General features: G+C 69.5%; 18 protein-coding genes. 8 read left to right on the forward strand and 10 right to left on the reverse strand.

What is annotated here, in order from left to right:
* Positions 1 to 2 precede the first annotated feature (2 nt).
* On the reverse strand, positions 3 to 686 hold the full coding sequence (locus tag ACFVRO_RS17905; protein ID WP_386954850.1) for a DUF4166 domain-containing protein: 684 nt from the start codon (positions 684 to 686) through the stop codon (positions 3 to 5).
* A complete protein-coding gene (locus ACFVRO_RS17910) occupies positions 683 to 1,318 on the reverse strand; it encodes an SRPBCC family protein (protein ID WP_386954852.1) in 636 nt (211 codons plus the stop codon). The genes ACFVRO_RS17905 and ACFVRO_RS17910 overlap by 4 nt, the downstream gene beginning before the upstream one ends.
* A gap of 60 nt (positions 1,319 to 1,378) precedes the next feature.
* Between ACFVRO_RS17910 and trpS the strand changes: the two genes are divergently transcribed.
* Positions 1,379 to 2,383 (forward strand): tryptophan--tRNA ligase, encoded by a 1,005-nt coding sequence (gene trpS, locus ACFVRO_RS17915; RefSeq protein WP_386954855.1) that lies wholly within the window; start codon positions 1,379 to 1,381, stop codon positions 2,381 to 2,383.
* A gap of 24 nt (positions 2,384 to 2,407) precedes the next feature.
* Positions 2,408 to 3,160, forward strand: a complete 753-nt coding sequence (locus ACFVRO_RS17920; protein ID WP_386954858.1) for a hypothetical protein — start codon at positions 2,408 to 2,410, stop codon at positions 3,158 to 3,160.
* Between the two features lie 12 nt (positions 3,161 to 3,172).
* Here ACFVRO_RS17920 and pth read toward each other — a convergent pair whose 3' ends face one another.
* Both pth and ACFVRO_RS17930 read right to left on the reverse strand, forming a co-directional pair.
* Positions 3,173 to 3,754, reverse strand: a complete 582-nt coding sequence (pth, locus tag ACFVRO_RS17925) for an aminoacyl-tRNA hydrolase (RefSeq protein WP_386954860.1) — start codon at positions 3,752 to 3,754, stop codon at positions 3,173 to 3,175.
* 99 nt (positions 3,755 to 3,853) lie between these two features.
* Complete coding sequence (locus tag ACFVRO_RS17930) at positions 3,854 to 4,456, reverse strand: 50S ribosomal protein L25/general stress protein Ctc (RefSeq protein WP_386954862.1); 603 nt, start codon at positions 4,454 to 4,456, stop codon at positions 3,854 to 3,856.
* A 223-nt stretch (positions 4,457 to 4,679) separates the two neighbouring features.
* Between ACFVRO_RS17930 and ACFVRO_RS17935 the strand changes: the two genes are divergently transcribed.
* The gene (locus ACFVRO_RS17935) at positions 4,680 to 4,805 is read left to right on the forward strand and encodes a hypothetical protein (protein ID WP_341941679.1); all 126 of its coding nucleotides are present in this window, start codon (positions 4,680 to 4,682) and stop codon (positions 4,803 to 4,805) included.
* Between the two features lie 118 nt (positions 4,806 to 4,923).
* Positions 4,924 to 6,372: an NADP-dependent phosphogluconate dehydrogenase gene (gndA, locus tag ACFVRO_RS17940; protein WP_105672235.1), complete on the forward strand. Its 1,449-nt coding sequence runs from the start codon at positions 4,924 to 4,926 to the stop codon at positions 6,370 to 6,372.
* A 57-nt stretch (positions 6,373 to 6,429) separates the two neighbouring features.
* On the opposite strand, the gene ACFVRO_RS17945 is transcribed toward gndA, so the two are convergent.
* From ACFVRO_RS17945 to ACFVRO_RS17955, 3 genes are all read right to left on the reverse strand, one after another.
* Positions 6,430 to 7,155 (reverse strand): ABC transporter ATP-binding protein, encoded by a 726-nt coding sequence (locus ACFVRO_RS17945; protein ID WP_386954865.1) that lies wholly within the window; start codon positions 7,153 to 7,155, stop codon positions 6,430 to 6,432.
* 29 nt (positions 7,156 to 7,184) lie between these two features.
* On the reverse strand, positions 7,185 to 8,639 hold the full coding sequence (locus tag ACFVRO_RS17950; protein ID WP_386954868.1) for an ABC transporter permease: 1,455 nt from the start codon (positions 8,637 to 8,639) through the stop codon (positions 7,185 to 7,187).
* A gap of 87 nt (positions 8,640 to 8,726) precedes the next feature.
* On the reverse strand, positions 8,727 to 9,611 hold the full coding sequence (locus ACFVRO_RS17955; RefSeq protein WP_386954870.1) for an SMP-30/gluconolactonase/LRE family protein: 885 nt from the start codon (positions 9,609 to 9,611) through the stop codon (positions 8,727 to 8,729).
* A gap of 112 nt (positions 9,612 to 9,723) precedes the next feature.
* Between ACFVRO_RS17955 and ACFVRO_RS17960 the strand changes: the two genes are divergently transcribed.
* A complete protein-coding gene (locus tag ACFVRO_RS17960) occupies positions 9,724 to 10,641 on the forward strand; it encodes a dihydrodipicolinate synthase family protein (RefSeq protein WP_386954873.1) in 918 nt (305 codons plus the stop codon).
* The gene (locus ACFVRO_RS17965) at positions 10,638 to 11,357 is read left to right on the forward strand and encodes an SDR family NAD(P)-dependent oxidoreductase (protein ID WP_386954876.1); all 720 of its coding nucleotides are present in this window, start codon (positions 10,638 to 10,640) and stop codon (positions 11,355 to 11,357) included. Before ACFVRO_RS17960 ends, ACFVRO_RS17965 begins: the two co-directional genes overlap by 4 nt.
* 171 nt (positions 11,358 to 11,528) lie before the next feature.
* On the opposite strand, the gene ACFVRO_RS17970 is transcribed toward ACFVRO_RS17965, so the two are convergent.
* The 3 genes from ACFVRO_RS17970 to ACFVRO_RS17980 are packed head-to-tail and all read right to left on the reverse strand — an operon-like array spanning position 11,529 to position 14,574.
* A complete protein-coding gene (locus ACFVRO_RS17970) occupies positions 11,529 to 12,836 on the reverse strand; it encodes an ABC transporter substrate-binding protein (RefSeq protein ID WP_105672241.1) in 1,308 nt (435 codons plus the stop codon).
* A gap of 50 nt (positions 12,837 to 12,886) precedes the next feature.
* Positions 12,887 to 13,744: a carbohydrate ABC transporter permease gene (locus tag ACFVRO_RS17975; protein WP_105672242.1), complete on the reverse strand. Its 858-nt coding sequence runs from the start codon at positions 13,742 to 13,744 to the stop codon at positions 12,887 to 12,889.
* On the reverse strand, positions 13,744 to 14,574 hold the full coding sequence (locus tag ACFVRO_RS17980; RefSeq protein ID WP_223586148.1) for a carbohydrate ABC transporter permease: 831 nt from the start codon (positions 14,572 to 14,574) through the stop codon (positions 13,744 to 13,746). The genes ACFVRO_RS17975 and ACFVRO_RS17980 overlap by 1 nt, the downstream gene beginning before the upstream one ends.
* Positions 14,575 to 14,905: 331 nt before the next feature.
* On the opposite strand from ACFVRO_RS17980, the gene ACFVRO_RS17985 reads away from it, so the two are divergent.
* Together ACFVRO_RS17985 and ACFVRO_RS17990 are read left to right on the forward strand one after the other, a co-directional pair.
* Positions 14,906 to 15,709 (forward strand): IclR family transcriptional regulator, encoded by an 804-nt coding sequence (locus ACFVRO_RS17985; protein WP_105672244.1) that lies wholly within the window; start codon positions 14,906 to 14,908, stop codon positions 15,707 to 15,709.
* Between the two features lie 91 nt (positions 15,710 to 15,800).
* Positions 15,801 to 16,961, forward strand: a complete 1,161-nt coding sequence (locus ACFVRO_RS17990) for a mandelate racemase/muconate lactonizing enzyme family protein (protein WP_386954879.1) — start codon at positions 15,801 to 15,803, stop codon at positions 16,959 to 16,961.
* The last annotated feature ends 91 nt before the right edge of the window (positions 16,962 to 17,052 follow it).

Below are 17,052 nucleotides of genomic sequence, written 5' to 3' on the forward strand. Positions count from 1 at the left end.
GATCACTCTCGCCGTTCCTCGCGGTACGGCTTCACCGTCTCCGGCATGTCCTGTCCGTCAACGAAATCGCAGGTGAACGTGCCCCGGTACCCGAAGAGGAAGCCCAGCACGTCGTTGCGCACCTCCAGCTCGATGACATAGCATCCCCGCTCGTCATCGAAGCGCTCGGTGAGGTGGGCCCGTCCACTGAACAGCATCGGGAAGCGGAACGCGATCGGCCCCTCGTAGAAACGCTGGGAGCCCGAGGTGAGCCGCAGCCCGCCGTCGTCGGTGACGGCGAGGTCGAGGTCGACGGCCAGGTGCTGGTGCGTACCCAGGTAGTCGACGATCCGGCCCCTGCTGTCGCTGTAGATCATCGTGGCATCAAAACGGCGTCGGAGACCTGGCCGGATCTCCATGGTCCGCACGAACGTGACGGTCTCGCGCCCCAGGCTGTCGATGTACGCGTGATTGTCGATCTGGAAGGGGATGTCGGTCCCCCGGTCGGGGAACAGGATGTTGCGCAGCGTGCCGATGGCGAGGAACGGCAGTGTCCACCACGGGCCTCGGCGCACCTCGTTCATCACGCCCCGCCCGACGCAGCCGTAGCCTGCGGCGATCCCCACGCCGAAGCGGCGCTGCATCTCCGGATGCAGGCGCGCGAAATCGGCGCCGAGCGCCCTGGCGAAGATCCCGTCGGCGCTCATGCGTGCAGCTCCGACAGCGAATCCGGCGCCTGCTGCATGATCGTGCCTCCTGCGGAGACGGGACGCGACAGGCACCTCCTCGCGTGGGCGCGCTGTCGCCGACCGGGCATGACGGAACGCCAGAACCCGGTGGCCTCCGGCGGCACGTCCTGCTCCGCCCAGAGCCGCAGCCTGTCGAAGCTCCATGCGGTGAGCCACCACACGAAAGGGCGCGTGACGAGCGGATCGAGGAAACGTCCGAGCGGTCCCCACCCCGGCGCGTAGTCGTATCCGGTGATGAAGCGGACGCCGTCCTCGGTGGGGACGTACCGCCAGTACCCGCGGCCGGCGCCGAGCGGCGAGAGCCGGTCGGCGGTGTCGAAGAGGAGGGCGGAGGTGCGCTCCCCCGCGGGACTGCGCCTGTCCCCTCGCGAGACGCCGGTGCCGCGGATGGTGTGGATGCCGAGGTCCAGCTCGTACGCGAACTCCTGCGCGCCGTCGTCACGGACACGCGTCGGCCGGATCGTCGTGAACCGGCCGTCCCAGCGCACATGGTGCTCCGGGGTCTGCGTCAGCTCCCAGACGCGCTCGATCGGCGCGTCGATGAGGATCTCGACGTAGAGCGCTCGTTCCCTCCTGCGTCGTTCTCCCATAGCCACAGGGTAGAGGATGCGGAACGCGGAGCCTCGTCGCACGGCGCATAGGATTGACAGGTGAACAAACCTCGCTTGTACTCCGGAATGCAGCCCTCCGCCGACTCCCTCCAGATCGGCAACTACATCGGCGCGCTCCTGCAGTGGCGAGAGCTGCAGACCTCCTACGACGCGTACTTCTCCGTCGTCGATCTGCACGCGCTCACGGTCGCGCAGGACCCGGCCGAGCTCCGCGAGAAGACGCGCCGCACCGCGGCGCAGTACATCGCAGCCGGCATCGAGCCGTCGCAGTCCACTCTCTACGTGCAGTCGCACGTGCGGGCGCACGCCGAACTCGCCTGGATCCTCTCCACGATCACGGGCTTCGGTGAGGCCGGACGCATGACGCAGTTCAAGGACAAGTCGGCGCGCTACGGAGCCGACGCCACGAGCGTGGGCCTGTTCACGTATCCGGTCCTGATGGCCGCGGACATCCTGCTGTATCAGACCGACGTGGTGCCGGTGGGAGACGACCAGAAGCAGCACGTCGAGCTCACCCGTGACCTCGCCGAGCGCTTCAACTCGCGCTTCGGCGAGACGTTCGTCGTGCCGCGCCCCGTGATCCAGAAGGACACGGCGCGCATCTACGATCTGCAGAACCCGACCTCGAAGATGTCGAAGTCGGCCGAGAGCGATGCCGGCGTCCTGTGGATGCTGGACGACCCCGCCAAGTCGGCGAAGAAGATCATGCGCGCGGTGACCGACAACGAGGGCTCGGTGCGCTTCGACCGCGAGACCAAGCCCGGGGTCTCGAACCTGCTGACGATCTATGCGGCCCTCACCGGTCGTCAGGTCGCCTCGATCGAAGACGAGTACGCGGGCCGTGGCTACGGCGACTTCAAGAAGGGTCTGGCCGAGGTCGTCGTGAACGAGTTCGAGCCCGTCCGCACCCGCGCGCTCGAGCTGCTGGACGACCCCGCCGAGCTCGACAGGATCCTCGCGGCCAATGCGCAGCGCGCGGATGCCGTCGCCGACGCCACCCTGGGCGACGTCTACGATCGCGTCGGGCTGCTGCGGCGCATCTGATCGCGACGGCCCTAGGATGGGGGCGTGACTGATCCGCAGCTGCCCCCTCCTTCCGGCGCCGTCCCTCCCGTGCCCCCTGCCCCGCAGGGTGCGGATACGACGTCACCGCAGATGCCGCCGGTTCCTCCGGTCACTCCCCCTGTCGCGCAGCCGTCGCCCGCCTTCCCCACGGAGCCGCCCGCGTACCCGGCGCAGCCTCCGGCATATCCGGCGCAGCCGCCGGCTTTCACGGCGCAGCCCCCGGCGTTCCCGACGCAGCCCCCGACATACCCGGCGGCGGCCGGCATTCCCGCTCCCGGCCCCGCGTACCAGGCTCCTCCCGGTGCGTATCAGGTCCCGGTGGGCGGCTATGCGGCCCCCGCAGGAGCCTACGCCGCACCCGAAGCGGCATCCGTGAAGCCCAAGGGCCTGCTCGGCACCCTCTCGCTCATCCTCGCCGTGGTGGCCGCGATCGTGATCCCGATCATCGCCGGAGTCTCCGGCTTCGAGATCGGCCGCCACCTCCCCTCGTCGGGGTTCGACTCGAGAGATCCCGAGTTCCTCTCGCTGCTGTCCCCCGCGCGGGACCAGGTGCTCTGGACGGAGATCTCGTTCTGGGCCGGCACGGTGCTCGGCATCGCGGCGATCGTCGTCGGCATCATCGCGATCGCCAAGAAGCAGCGGCGTGGCCTCGGCATCGCCGGCCTGATCCTCGCCGTGATCGGCGCCGGAGGCTTCTGGGTGATCCTGCTGTTCTCGGTCTCGATCGGCACCGCGACGGGCCTCGGCGGCTCCTGAGCCCCGACGGGATCAGCGCGGCGCGTGGTGCTTCTGCTGCGCCGCGAGCAGTCCCTCTGCGACGAGGAGCTCGACGGCATCCGCCGCGTCCGAGATGAGGATGGGCAGGTTCGCACGCTCGTCCTTGCCGAACGGAGACAGCACCCAGTCCGCGGGATCCTGTCGTCCGACCGGCCGTCCGATGCCCACGCGCACGCGCGGGAAGTCGGGGGTGGTGATGGCGCGCGCGATGTCGCGGACGCCGTTGTGCCCTCCGTGGCCTCCACCGGTCTTCAGCTTCACGGTGTCGAACGGGATGTCGAGCTCGTCGTGCACGACGATGATCTGCTCCGGCGGCACCGAGTAGAAGCGCGCGAGGGCCGCGACCGGCGTGCCCGACACGTTCATGAAGGTGTTCGGCTTCGCGAGCACGAGCTTGTCGCCGCCGGGCCGCAGCCAGGTCTCCACGACCCGCGCCCCGCCCTTGTGCTCGCGGAAGCTCTCGTTCCGACGGGAGGCGAGCTCGTCGACGACCATCTGCCCGATGTTGTGCCTCGTCGTCTCGTACCGGGGTCCCGGGTTGCCGAGTCCGACCACCAGCCAGGTGGATGCCATCTCATCGTCCTTTCGCCCGCGCGTCCGCAGGACTCGGTCAGGATACGACAGAGGGGGCGCGATCTGCTCGCGCCCCCTCTGCGGTGAATCGGTCGGAGATTACTCCGCGGCGGCCTCGGCCTCGGCGGCGGCGTCTGCCTCGTCGTCCGCAGCGGTGCCGGAGGACGGGACGGAGATCGCGACGACGAGCACCTCGGGGTCGGAGAGCAGCGTCGAGCCCTTGGGCAGGACGACATCGGCGGCGGTGATGTGCGCGCCGTCCTCGAGACCCTCGATCGAGACCTCGAGGTTCTCCGGGATGTGCGTGGCCTCGGCCTCGATGGACAGGGTGGTCGCGTCGAGGTTAGCGATGGTTCCGGAAGCGGACTCGCCCACGAGAACGACGGGGATGTCGATCGTGACCTTCTCGCCCTTCTTCACCACGAGCAGGTCGATGTGCTCGATGATCTGGTGCACCGGGTCCTTCTGCACGTCCTTGACCAGGGTGAGCTGGTCGCCCTTGCCCTCGATCTGGAGCTCGAGAACGGCGTTCGCGCGACGGATGATGAGCGAGACCTGGTGGCCGGGCAGTGCGACGTGCACCGGCTCGGTGCCGTGGCCGTAGATGACGGCGGGGATCTTGCCTGCGGCGCGGAGGCGGCGGGCGAAGCCCTTGCCGAAGCTGGTGCGCAGCTCGGCCTGGACCTTGGTGTCTTCAGACATGTGGTTCTCCTTCGGGACACGCAGCGGTGCGCCACGCGGTGGTCTCTTCGTCATGATCTCGAACGCAGACGCGCGAGAAAGCCACCGGGCCTGCTCCGCCGCGTCGATAACGGACGCCTGCGCACGCGCAGAAGCGTCCCTCGCCGAGGTACATCCTCAATGGTACCCGATCACCCGATAGGCTGTAGCCACCGATCATCCCACCCAGATCACGGAGAATCCCATGCTCGACGGCGCCTTCCTCTCACACGCACTCGCATGGCTGATCGGCGCGATGACGGTCTGCGCGGCGGTGTTCACCTTCGCCGCGCTGTTCTCCCTCGGCCGCTCGGGCTACCGCAAGGACTGACTCCCCCGCGCCTCCTCGTTCCTCGGATGCTCCGCGCATCCACGACACACGCGCGCTCCCGCTCTCCTCGTCGCGATAATCTGGGTTCATCCCCTACTTCACGATCGAGGAGCCCTCTGTGCCCGAAGCATCAGCGAACATCGGAGTCGTCGGACTCGCCGTCATGGGTTCGAACCTCGCCCGCAACCTCGCGAGCCGCGAGGGCAACACCGTGGCGATCTTCAACCGCAGCTACGAGAAGACGCAGTCCGTGCTCGACGCGCACCCGGAGGCGGGCTTCATCCCGGCCTCCACCTACCAGGAGTTCGCGGACTCGCTGCAGAAGCCGCGCACCGCGATCATCATGGTCAAGGCCGGCGGCCCGACGGATGCCGTGATCGACTCCCTGGTCTCGGTCTTCGAGCCCGGCGACATCATCGTCGACGGCGGCAACGCCTTCTTCCCCGACACGATCCGCCGCGAGAAGGCGGTCCGCGAGACCGGCATCAACTTCGTCGGCGCCGGCATCTCCGGCGGTGAGGAGGGCGCGCTCCTGGGCCCGTCGATCATGCCCGGCGGTTCCGACGAGTCGTGGGTGACCCTCGGCCCGATCCTGAAGTCGATCGCCGCCGTCGCCGAGGGCGAGCCGTGCGTCACGCACGTCGGCCACGACGGCGCCGGCCACTTCGTCAAGATGGTGCACAACGGCATCGAGTACGCCGACATGCAGCTCATCGCCGAGGCCTACGACCTCATCCGCCGCGGCACGGGCAAGTCGCCGGCCGAGATCGCCGAGATCTTCGCCGAGTGGAACAAGGGCGAGCTGGAGAGCTACCTGATCGAGATCACCGCCGAGGTGCTCCGCCAGATCGACGCCGCCACCGGCGAGCCGCTGGTCGACGTCATCGTCGACCAGGCGGGCGCGAAGGGCACCGGAGCATGGACCGTGCAGACGGCCCTCTCGCTCGGCGTGCCGGTCTCTGGCATCGCCGAGGCCACCTTCGCCCGCTCGCTGTCCTCGCACCCCGAGCAGCGCGCCGTGGCATCCGCGCTCCCCGGCCCCGACGAGGAGTTCGCCGTCGCCGACCAGGAGGCGTTCATCGAGGACGTGCGCCTCGCGCTGTACGCGTCGAAGATCGTCGCGTACTCGCAGGGCTTCGACGAGATCCGCGCCGGAGCAGCGGAGTACGACTGGAAGATCGACCTCGGCGCCATCTCCAAGATCTGGCGCGGCGGCTGCATCATCCGCGCGCAGTTCCTCAACCGCATCGCCGACGCCTACGACGCCGAGCCCGGCCTGCCCGTGCTGATGACGGCGCCGTACTTCGCCGAGGTCTTCGGACGCGCCCAGGCGGCGTGGCGCCGCGTGGTCGTCGCCGCTGCCGAGGCCGGCATCCCCGCTCCCGCGTTCTCCTCGTCGCTGTCGTACTACGACGGCATCCGGGCCGACCGCCTGCCGGCCGCCCTCGTGCAGGGCCAGCGCGACTTCTTCGGCGCGCACACCTACAAGCGCATCGACAAGCCCGGCACCTTCCACACGCTGTGGTCGGGCGACCGCACCGAGATCGAGGCGGAAGACACGCACTGAGCGCGTCAGACACCATGACGAAGGCCCCGGCTCACCGCCGGGGCCTTCGTCATCTGCTCAGCGCGTGATGTCCTGTACGCGTCCGTTCGCCAGACGCAGCCGCCGCGTCGCCCGACGGGCCACGGCCGAATCGTGAGTGACCACGATCATCGTGATGCCCTCGGCGCACAGGTTCTCCAGCAGCGTGAGGATCTCGTCCCTCATGCTCTCGTCCAGATTGCCCGTCGGCTCGTCGGCCAGCAGCACCCGTGGGCGCTTGACGATGGCCCTGGCGATCGCGACCCGCTGCTGCTGTCCTCCGGAGAGCTCGGTCGGCAGGTGGCTACCCCGGTCGTCGAGGCCGACGTGGGCGAGCGCGGCGGCGACCCGCGACTCCCGCTCCGCTCGAGCGAGGGACAACGGCTCCAGCGCCATGTTCACGTTCTCCGACGCGGTGAGCGTCGGGATCAGGTTGAAACCCTGGAACACGAACCCGATCTCCTCGGCGCGAATCCGGTTGAGTTCGCGGGCGGTCGCACGGGCGAGCTCCGCTCCGCCGAATCGGAGCGATCCGGATGACGGCCGGTCGAGAGCGCCGAGGAGCTGCAGGAGCGTCGACTTCCCTCCGCCCGTCGGCCCCTGGATCGTGACGAACTCGCCCGGCATGATGGCGAGGTCGACGCCGGTCACCGCGGTGACCGTGCGCCCCTTCTGCGCGTAGGTGCGGGTGAGACCCTCCGCCTGATAGAGCGGAACCCCTGGTTCCGTACCCTCCGCCGAGTGCACTGCTTCTGCGATGCTCATGTCTGATTCTCCTTGTCCGTACGAGTCCGTCATGCGACCGAGCGCAGTGCCTCGGCCGGGCTGAGCCGTGCGGCCCGCCATCCTCCGAAGGCGCCGGCGACCAGTCCGCCGAGGACGGCGAGGCCCACCGCGGCGGCGAGCACCCAGGGGGTGAACGGCGCGTGGAGCACGATGTCCGCCGCTTGCTGCACCTGGAACATGCCGCCTCCCGTGGGGCCGCCCTGACCCCCGGGACCGCCCTGTGCACCGCCGCTCGAGGCGGCGACCGTCGGCTTCAGCACGTTGATGAGCACGATCCCCGCGATGCCGAGGACGAGGCCCGCCGCGCCGCCGATCAGCCCCTGGAGCATCGACTCCCCGGCGACCTGACGGACGACCCTGCCGTTGGACCAGCCGATCGCCTTGAGCGTGCCGAACTCCCGTGTGCGCCGCGAGACGCCGGAGAGCGTGAGCAGTACCGAGATAAGCACGGCCACCGCGAGCACGATGACCGACAGCCACGTGCCGAGGTTCGTGATCAGCGAGGTCGCGCTCGAGAGCGACGCGGACACGGTGGAGGCGAGCTCGGACTGCGAGGTGACCGTCGCATCGGGCAGCTCCTTCGTCAGCGCCGTCTGCACCGCATCGATCCCCGATGCGGAGTCGGCCTGCACGTAGATCGTCGAGACGACGTCGCCCGCGCCGGAGAGCTCCTGCGCGGTGTCGAGCGGCAGATAGACGTTCGCCGCGGTGTCTGCGGTGTCGGAGGTCGAGGCGACGATGCCGACGACCTGCACGGTCGAGCCGGCGACGTCGATCGTGCCGCCGACGGCGATCTCGTTCGTCGCCGCATAGGTCGCATCGACGAGCGCGACGAGCGCCCCCGCATCGCCGCTGGTGAAGGCGCGGCCGTCGCTGACCTCGACCGAGGCCAGCGGTCCGACGGATGCCGTCCCCGGGTCGATCCCCAGCACGGAGAACGAGTCGATTCCGAACGAGCCGCCGCCCGCTCCGTCTGCGCCGCCCTGCGGGGCGGTCTCGCCCTCCTGGGGAGCACTCTGGCCGCCCTGCGGAGCGAATCCTCCGCTCGGCATCTCGCCCGTGAACGTGGAGTCGGTCAGGCTGAGCGCCGCGGATGCCGCGGCCACGCCCTTCGTCGAGGACACCGTGTCGAGCACCGAGCTCTCCAGAGTGCCGCGCATGAGGTCGGTCCGCAGCGTCGAGCGGCTGAGGGTCGTCGTCTCTCCGTCTGTGCTGCCGTCGTCAGCACCGAAGTCGAAGCGCTGGGGTCCGCCCTCCCCCGGCTCTGCTGCGGCGCCGGTCACGGTGAGGTCGGTGCCGACCCCGTACACCGACTCCAGCGCCTGGGCCTGCGCATCGCGGACTCCCGTGGTGAGCGCGTTGACGACGATCACCAGGCCGATGGCGATCGCCAGGCCGATGGCGACGATCAGCGTCTGTCTCTTGCGGCCCGCCAGTTCGCGCCGCAGATATGTCCCGTACATGTGTCTCCTTCCTCCGCGCGATTTCGCGGGTGAGGATGACGGTATGCACCGCCGCTATGGGGACCTGAGGGACGCCCGATGGGAAGCCTATGGACGCGGACGGCGCCCGCGCCACGGCAGCGCGGGTGCGCCGGGAGCATCGATCTCGACGCCCAGCAGCGCGCCGTCCGCGGTCGACGGATGCTCCAGCCCCACGCTCGCCGTCGTGATCACGAGGAGTCGGTCGACGAGGGCGACGGCGGTCGGTCGCTTCGCGGGGAGCTCGATCGTCTCCACGAGTCGACCTGCGGGAGAGTAGCGACGCACTTCGGCGGCATCCCAGACCGCGACCCAGAGCATGCCCTCCTCGTCGATGGTCATGCCGTCGGGGTTGCCGCCGTCGACGCGGCACACGGTGCGCCGTCCGGAGAGCCGCCCGTCCGGAGCCACGTCGAAGGCCTCGATGCTGCGATGGGGCAGCGTGTCGATGTAGTAGAGCGTCGAACCGGAGTCGTCGAAGACGAGCCCGTTGGACACGGTGACCCCGCCGAGCCTCTCGGTGGCGACGCCCTCGGCGTCGATGCTCCACAGCGCGCAGTGCGGGTCGCGGGGCATCGACTGACTGCCCACCCAGAAGCGTCCGGCGGGGTCGCAGCCGCCGTCGTTCATGTAGTCGCCGGGTGCGGCGAGGTCGGCGATCAGCGGGACCACCGACCCGTCGTCCCCGACGTGGACGAGTCCGCGGTCGACGGCGACCGCCCACCCCGCTCCCGCATCGGCGAGCGGAGCGGGAGCGCCGATCTGGGCGCCGACGACGACGGAGGAACCGGCCACGACCCTGCCGTCGGCGATGCTGCCGCGATGGAACCTGCCGGTCGACATGTCGATCCAGGCCAGGGTCCCGTCGCGCGCGTCCCAGCGCGGGGACTCCGCCTGTACGTAGCGTTCCTCGGAGAGGATCTCGACACGGCGTGAGCGGGGGGAACGCGACATCGGGGCCAGCTTTCAGTGGTAGTCCATAACCGTTATATGGCAGACTATCTCACAATGTGCATAACGCTTGCGTGAATGCGAGACTCCGATTGCGAAAGCAGGGAACTGGCCAATGCCTCCGACACTCCACGGCTTGATGCCGATCCTGGCGACCCCGTTCGACGAATCGGGCGCGCTCGACCGGCCGGGCCTCCGCCGCCTGGTCGAGTTCCAGCTCGCCTCCGAGGTCGACGGCGTCGCCGTCTTCGGGATGGCCAGCGAGGGGTTCGCCCTCACGACCGACGAGCGGCGCACCATCCTCGCCGACGTCGTCGAGGTCGTCGACGGGCACGTCCCCGTCATCGCCGGCGTGAACGGCACCTCGACGGCCACCTCGATCGAGCAGGCGCTCCTGGCCGAGGAGGGCGGCGCTGACGCCCTCATGGTCCTCCCGCCGTTCATGGTCAAGCCCCCCGCGGCGACCCTCGTCGACTTCTACGGCGACGTCGCCGCGGCGACATCGCTGTCGGTCATGGTGCAGGACGCCCCCGGCGTCACCGGCGTCGTCATGCCGCCCGCCCTCATCGCGCAGCTCGCCCGCCTCGACAACGTCGACTCGGTCAAGGTCGAGGCCCCGCCCACGGCCCCCAAGGTGGGCGCCGTCGTCGAGGCGATCGGCGACGCCGACTTCGCCGTGCTCGGCGGACAGAACGCCCAGTTCTGCCTGGAGGAGTACGCCCGCGGCGCCGTCGGCACCATGCCGGCGTGCGAGTTCCCCGATCTGCTCGGCCCTGTGCTCGCCGACTTCGTCGCGGGGCGCGTCGACGAGGCGCGCGCCGGCTTCCGTCGTATGCTCCCTCTCGTGCTCATCGGACTGCAGGGCGGCATCGCGTGGGCGGTGCACAAGGAGATCCTCGTCGCGCGCGGCATCATCGAGCACGCGACCGTGCGGTATCCGGCATCGCGACTCGACGAGGGCAGCCGCGCCGCGGTCGACCTCGTGATCGAGGAGCTCGCTCTCCCCGCCGTCCCGTCAGCGGTGCGCGTGTGAGCGGCCGCGGCGTCCTGCTCATCGGCGCCAGCTCCGACATCGGCCTCGCGATCGCGCGCGCGTTCGCGTCCGACGGCGACGCCGTCGTCGGTGTCGGCCTCGAGCCCTCCGACGATCCGGTCTTCGCCCGCTACCTCGTCGCCGACTGCAGTCAGCCCGAGGCCGCGGACACCGCGGTCGCAGACGCCGTGCAGGCGCTGGACGGCCTCGACGTGGTCGTGCTCGCCGCGGGACGGATGCCGGTCAGCCCCGCGCACTCGACGAGCGACGACGACTGGCGCGGAGCGCTGGGCGCGACCCTCGACTCCGCGTTCTTCGTCGCTCGCGCGGCGCTCCCGCATCTCGCTCGCGGCGCGGCGATCGTCGCCGTCACGTCCGTGAACGCCTCCCTCGCCGCGCCTGGCCTGCCCGCGTACGCGGCGGCCAAGGCCGGCGTGGCCGGGCTCGTGCGTCAGCTGGCCCTCGAGTACGGTCCCCAGGGCATCCGCGTGAACGCGGTCGAGCCCGGCAGCATCTCCGCGGTCGACACCGGAGAGAGCGAGGGCTACCCGCTCGGACGGATCGGCCGACCGGAGGAGGTCGCCTCCGTCGTCGCGTTCCTCGCGTCCGACGCCGCGTCCTTCGTGACGGGAGCGTCGATCGCCGTCGACGGCGGTCTCTCCATCTCCTCCCCCGCCGCATGGTTGAAGCCCGTGCTGCGCGAGCGCTGGCTCTGAGCCGTCGCCTGAAACCACTGAACCCCGCCCTCCCCATCCGCTCGGATGCCGGAGGGCGGGGTTCTTTCGTCTCGCCGTGAGTGCTCTCCCCTGACCCGGAGGGGTCGCCCGCAGACGGCACGATCGCCGCGCCGGAGACCGGCACGGCGATCGTGTGAAGCAGAACCGCTGCTATTTGTTGGAGTCGAGCAGCCCCTGCACCTCCTTCTTCAGAGCGTTGAGGCCGGCCTGCACGTCGACCTGGCCGGCGAGGATCGTGGCGATGCCGCCGCCGATGGCCGCGTCGATCTGCGCGGTCACGGCCACGCGGTCCCACGCAGCGCCTCGCGCGTGCTCGGAGACCTCGGTCCGGAACGCCGCCTGGAACTTGTCGGCGGCGAGAGCGGGGATCTGGTCGGCGACCGTCTTCGCCGCCGGCGCCACCGCCGACCGCTCGTACAGCGCCGTCGCCGCCTTCACGTTGGTCGCGGCGTAGGTGATGAACTCGCGGCTCGTGAGCTCGCCCTCCCCGGCGCTCGCGAAGAGGCCGCTGCCCCATGCCCGGTTGTACGACTTCTTGCTGCCGACGGTCGGACGGGAGATCGCGCCGATGTTGTCGACGATGTTCTGCGCCCCGCCGTTGGTCTTCACGAAGGTCGACGCGAGGGGCGCGTCGTCGTACAGGGCCGTCCTGCCGCTGGCGAACAGGATGCGGGCATCGCTGCGTGCGACGTTGGTCTGCGTGAGCCCGTCGTCCTGCAGGGACTTGTACCAGGTGATCGCCTTGACGCTCTCCGCGTCGCCGAGCGTGCAGACGAGGTCGTCGGTCACGACATCGCTGCCGAATCCCCACATCCAGTGCACGGCATCCTTCAGCTCCGAGGCCTTGGTCACCGCGGCGTACGGGATGAGGGACGAGTCCTGGGACTTGATCTTCTCGAGCGCCGTCGCGAACTTCTCGACGGACATGCCGGAGGTGATCCCGACGCTCTTCGCGATCTCGCCGTTCGTGATGAGGCCGATGCCGGCCGCCGTCAGCGGGAGGACGAGCAGCTTGCCGTCCATCGTGTACGAGTCCAGCACGCCCTGCGGGATGCCGAGCCCCTTGGCGAGGTCGGTGAGGTCGGCGAGCACGTTCATCGGCGTGAGCACCTGCCATCCGCCCGACTGCCCGACGCCGAGGAGCTTGCCGGAGCGTCCGGTGAGGGCGAGCTGCGTCGCGGCCTGGTCGTACGGGTAGATGACCGGGGCCACCTTCACGCCGGCCTTCGACGAGAACCCGTCGAGGATGCCCTGCCACGCGGGCTTGAGCGCCTCCTCGCCGAGGGAGTTGCCGTAGAAGTTGATGGTCTTCGCCTTCGTCGCCGCGTTCGTCGCGGTGACGGAGCCGGGACCGGCGGGGGTGGCGCAGCCCGCGAGGGTGAGGGCGCCGAGGGCGACCAGGGCTGTGCTTCCGCCGAGGAAGGCACGGCGGCTCAGCTGCGTGTTCGTGATGGTCATGGAGACTGCTCCTTCATCGAGTTGTTCGGGTCGAGATGGTCATGGCGGCGCTACCCCTTCACCGCTCCGGCGGCGAGGCCGGAGACGAAGTAGCGCTGGAGGAGGACGAAGATGATCACGAGGGGAAGGGACGTGATGAGCGATGCCGCCATCAGCGCCGGCCAGTCGGCGGTCCCCTCGCGGATGAACGCCTGCGTGAGCCCCGCGGGCAGGGTCTGCTTGTCGGGTCCGGCGAGGGTGAGCGCGAAGAGCAGATCGCTCCAGCCGCGCATGAAGGCGAACATCGCGGCGGTGATGAGCCCCGGCACGACGAGGGGGAACACGATCCGGAACATGGTCCCCGTGCGTGAGAGTCCGTCGACCTTCGCGGCCTCGAGGATGTCGTCCGGCAGCCCGTCGATGATGCCCTTGAGCAGGAACACCGTGAGCGGGAGCGTGAACGTCGTGAACGAGATGATCAGACCGGTGTAGGTGTAGAGCAGGCCGGCGGAGCTGAGCATCAGGTAGAGGGAGATCAGCAGCAGCGCTCCGGGGATGAGCTGCCCGATGAGGAACATGAACATGATCGCGTTGCGCCCGCGGTAGCGGAACTTGGAGAGCGAGTAGGCCATGAGCCCACCGACCAGGACGGCCAGCACCGCGGTGCCGGTCGAGACCACGACGCTGTTGCCGAGGTTCTTGATCAGCGCATCGTTCTGGAAGAAGCCGATGAAGTTCTCGAACGTCGGATCGACCGGGAAGAACGGACGGTCCTGCGCGAAGACGTCCTCCTTCTTCGTGAACGCCGTGGCGGTGAGCCAGTAGATCGGCAGCAGTCCGAACAGCGCGAGCAGCACGAGGCCGATGCGTCCGGGGAGCGAGAGGCGGGGGCGGATGATCGACTCTCCGATGTCGCGGCTGCGGCTCATCACTTCTCCAGTCGTCGGTTGAGGAGCAGGTACCCGCTCGAGATGATCGCGAGGAGGACGAGCCAGAGGGCGCCCATCGCGGAGGCCTTGCCGAGTTCGTAGCTGCCGAACGCGAGCTGGTAGAGGCTGAGCGCCAGGGTGGTCGTCGAGTCGCCGGGGCCGCCGCCGGTCATCACGAAGATCGTGTCGAAGTTGCCGAAGTTGTAGATGAACTCCAGCACCGCGACGAGGGCGACGGGACCGGCGATGTGCGGGAGCGAGATGTAGCGGAATCGCTGCGACCGCGTGGCGCCGTCGATCGTGGCCGCCTCGATCTGCTCGCTGGGGAGGGTCTGGAGCACGGCGAGGGCGACGACCATGATCCAGGGGAACGAATGCCAGGTCTTCGCGATGATGACCGCGGCCATGGCGCCGACGGGGTTGCCGAGCATGCTGATCTCGGGAAGACCGAAGACGGCGAGCACGTGGTTGACCACGCCGTAGCTGTCGTTGAAGATCCAGGCCCAGAGGAAGGACACCACGACGCCGGGCAGCAGCCACGGGAGCATGAGCGCGCCGCGGAGGATGTTGCGTCCGCGGAGGCGGGAGTTGAGCAGGATCGCGAGCGCGACGCCCAGCACGAGGGGGAAGATCGTGGAGAGCGACGAGAAGACGAGGGTGGTGCCCAGCCGGGCGACGAACTCGTCCCAGACCGCGACGTAGTTGTCGAACCCGACGAAGGTCCGCTCCGGGCGGAGGAGCGATTGGTCGTACAGGCTCGTGCCGATGCTCGACACGAGCGGGAAGATCGCGATCACGAGGAACAGCAGGACCGCGGGAAGTGCGATCATGAATCCGAAGGTGCGATCCTTCGCGCCCAGCGTCGAGCGTCGACCGGAACGCGGTTCGACCCGTTCGCGTGTCTCGGGCCGCTCGAGGGTGGCTTGTGGCATTGCTTTCACTTTCGAGTAGGGAAGATCCCGTACGGGATCGTGCGCGTCGTCGTCACAGTCGTCGACGTTGACGTGCGGCTAGTCAACCACAATGCGGATACGAAATCCACAAAATGCATAAGACGCCCACATTTGCCTTGCTCGATGCCACTTCTCTCATTAGGATGACTGGCAGCGGCGTGGAGCCGCGACGCCGCTGATGCGGCGCCAGCAAGGAGGAGGAGTCGACATGGCATCGGAATCGGTGGGAGGCACCCAGACCGTCGAACGGGCGATGTCGCTGCTCGCATGCTTCACCGAGGAGTCGGGAGAGCTGCGCGTCTCCGAACTCTGCACGCTGACGGGCCTCGGCCAGTCCACGGTCTCGCGCATGATGTCGGCACTCGACCGCATGAAGTTCGTGGTGCAGGACGCACGCACCGGCCTCTACCGCCTCGGCCCCGCTGCCGTCGCGCTCGGCACGATCGCCCTCAACGGCTCTCCGATCCACCGCGCCTCCCGGCAGATCGCGCAGAACCTCGCCCGCCGCATCGAGATCGGCGTGAACGTCGCCGAGCTCAGCGGCTTCACCTTCACCTACCTCTGCAACTTCGAGGGCGCGCTCGCACCGAAGTCGTTCGCGATGGCCGGCCGCACCGGCCCGCTGCACGCCACGGGCCTCGGCAAGGCTCTGCTGGCCGGGATGCCGTCGGCCGCGGTCGACGAGTACTTCCAGCAGTCCCCGCAGCGCTTCACCCCCCACACGATCGTCGACCGCGACGCCATGCAGACAGCCCTCGACGAGACCCGCAGCCGCGGGTACGCGACGGAGATCGAGGAGCTCGCCTTCGGCCGCGCCTGCATCGCGGCGCCGATCCGCAACAGGGCGGGCGAGGTCGTCGCCGCGCTCTCCGCGAGCGGACCGCTCTCGGTGCTGGATCTGCACGCACCCCATCAGGAGCTCGCACTGCAGCTGATCGAGGCGGCCGACGAGATCTCGGTGGCCCTGGGCTACAGCCCCTCCCGCTCCGCGTCGGCGTTCGCCGCGCTCTGACCCGCGGCGCGGCATCGACCGCGACGCTCGAATCCCCCGCCGAGGCACCCGCCATCGGCCTCTTCCCTCACGACTGTCTTCGGAGACCCCTGTGAAAATCGCGCGCGTGCAGACCTTCCCGCTCTTCCTGTCGAGGGAGGAAGCCGACGACTCCTACGCGGGCGACACGGGCGTGGCGCATCGCGGCTACGTCATCCGACCGCCGTGGCGGAGCCTGTACTCCCCCGGCTACGAGACCCTGATGGTGAAGATCGAGACCGATGACGGCCTGGTCGGCTGGGGAGAGGCGCTCGCCCCCGTCGCCCCCGAGGTCGCCGCGGCGATCGCGGATCGTCTGCTCACGCCGCTCATCATCGGGGAGGACCCCCGTTCGGTGCGGACGCTCTGGCACCGCATGACGGAGTCGATGCGCGAGCGCGGCCACCTCACCGGTCATCAGGCCGATGCGATGGCGGCGGTCGACATCGCCCTGTGGGACCTCTGGGGGCGCGCGACCGGACTCTCCGTGTCCGAACTCGCCGGCGGACGCTTCGCCGAGGTCCTGCCCGCCTACGTCTCCGGCATCCGCGGGGACGACGACGTGGAACGCGCCGACAAGGCTGCCGCGCTCGTCGAGGCCGGCGTGCGACGGATCAAGCTGCACCTCGGCACCGACATCCGCACCGACCTCGCGACCTTCGACGCGATCAAGGCGGTGCACCCCGACCTCGATCTCGCGCTCGACGCCCACTGGACATACCGCCTCGGAGAGGCGAAGGCGCTCGGCCGCGAGCTCGACGACCGCAGGGCCTGGTTCTTCGAGGCGCCGCTGGCTCCGGAGGACGTCGAGGGGCACCGCGACCTCGCGGCGAGCCTCGCCACCCCCATCGCCGTGGGCGAGGCGATGCGCAGTCGCTTCGAGTTCGCCGACTGGCTCAGCCGCCGGGCGGTCGGGCTCACGCAGCCCGACATCGGGCGCACGGGAATCACCGAGGGTCTCGCGATCGCCGCCGTGGCCGACGCGTTCCACGCCCAGGTCGCCCCTCACCACTCGGCCGCGTTCGGCATCGCGATGGCCGCGGGCGTGCACGTCGCGGCGAACTCCGCCTCCCTGCTCGCGTTCGAGTACCAGCCGTTCACGCTTCCGGTGGCGAACCGCATCCTCACCACTCCGCTGGAGGTGCAGCCCGACGGCGGCTTCATCGTCCCGACCGGCCCCGGCCTCGGCGTCGAGGTCGACGAGGACGTGGTCCGCGGGTACGTGCGCAGCTGAGCGCAGCCGACCACGCACACGAGAAGGGGGTGCGCCGGGGGGAGTCACCGGGCGCCCCCGTCGCGGGGGGCGTCGCGCGGGCGGTGCTGGT

It is taken from the genome of Microbacterium sp. NPDC057944 (genome assembly GCF_042887445.1).
Lineage (GTDB): Bacteria > Actinomycetota > Actinomycetes > Actinomycetales > Microbacteriaceae > Microbacterium > Microbacterium natoriense.

What these genes read in the sequence shown, in the direction of transcription:
- ACFVRO_RS17970 (WP_105672241.1), bottom strand. Translation starts at nt 12,836, where the DNA reads ATGACCATCACGAACACGCAGCTGAGCCGCCGTGCCTTCCTCGGCGGA.
- ACFVRO_RS17955 (WP_386954870.1), bottom strand. Translation starts at nt 9,611, where the DNA reads ATGTCGCGTTCCCCCCGCTCACGCCGTGTCGAGATCCTCTCCGAGGAA.
- ACFVRO_RS17950 (WP_386954868.1), bottom strand. Translation starts at nt 8,639, where the DNA reads ATGTACGGGACATATCTGCGGCGCGAACTGGCGGGCCGCAAGAGACAG.
- ACFVRO_RS17960 (WP_386954873.1), top strand. Translation starts at nt 9,724, where the DNA reads ATGCCTCCGACACTCCACGGCTTGATGCCGATCCTGGCGACCCCGTTC.
- ACFVRO_RS17985 (WP_105672244.1), top strand. Translation starts at nt 14,906, where the DNA reads ATGGCATCGGAATCGGTGGGAGGCACCCAGACCGTCGAACGGGCGATG.
- pth (WP_386954860.1), bottom strand. Translation starts at nt 3,754, where the DNA reads ATGGCATCCACCTGGCTGGTGGTCGGACTCGGCAACCCGGGACCCCGG.
- ACFVRO_RS17905 (WP_386954850.1), bottom strand. Translation starts at nt 686, where the DNA reads ATGAGCGCCGACGGGATCTTCGCCAGGGCGCTCGGCGCCGATTTCGCG.
- ACFVRO_RS17930 (WP_386954862.1), bottom strand. Translation starts at nt 4,456, where the DNA reads ATGTCTGAAGACACCAAGGTCCAGGCCGAGCTGCGCACCAGCTTCGGC.
- ACFVRO_RS17910 (WP_386954852.1), bottom strand. Translation starts at nt 1,318, where the DNA reads ATGGGAGAACGACGCAGGAGGGAACGAGCGCTCTACGTCGAGATCCTC.
- ACFVRO_RS17945 (WP_386954865.1), bottom strand. Translation starts at nt 7,155, where the DNA reads ATGAGCATCGCAGAAGCAGTGCACTCGGCGGAGGGTACGGAACCAGGG.
- ACFVRO_RS17975 (WP_105672242.1), bottom strand. Translation starts at nt 13,744, where the DNA reads ATGAGCCGCAGCCGCGACATCGGAGAGTCGATCATCCGCCCCCGCCTC.
- ACFVRO_RS17935 (WP_341941679.1), top strand. Translation starts at nt 4,680, where the DNA reads ATGCTCGACGGCGCCTTCCTCTCACACGCACTCGCATGGCTGATCGGC.
- ACFVRO_RS17980 (WP_223586148.1), bottom strand. Translation starts at nt 14,574, where the DNA reads ATGATCGCACTTCCCGCGGTCCTGCTGTTCCTCGTGATCGCGATCTTC.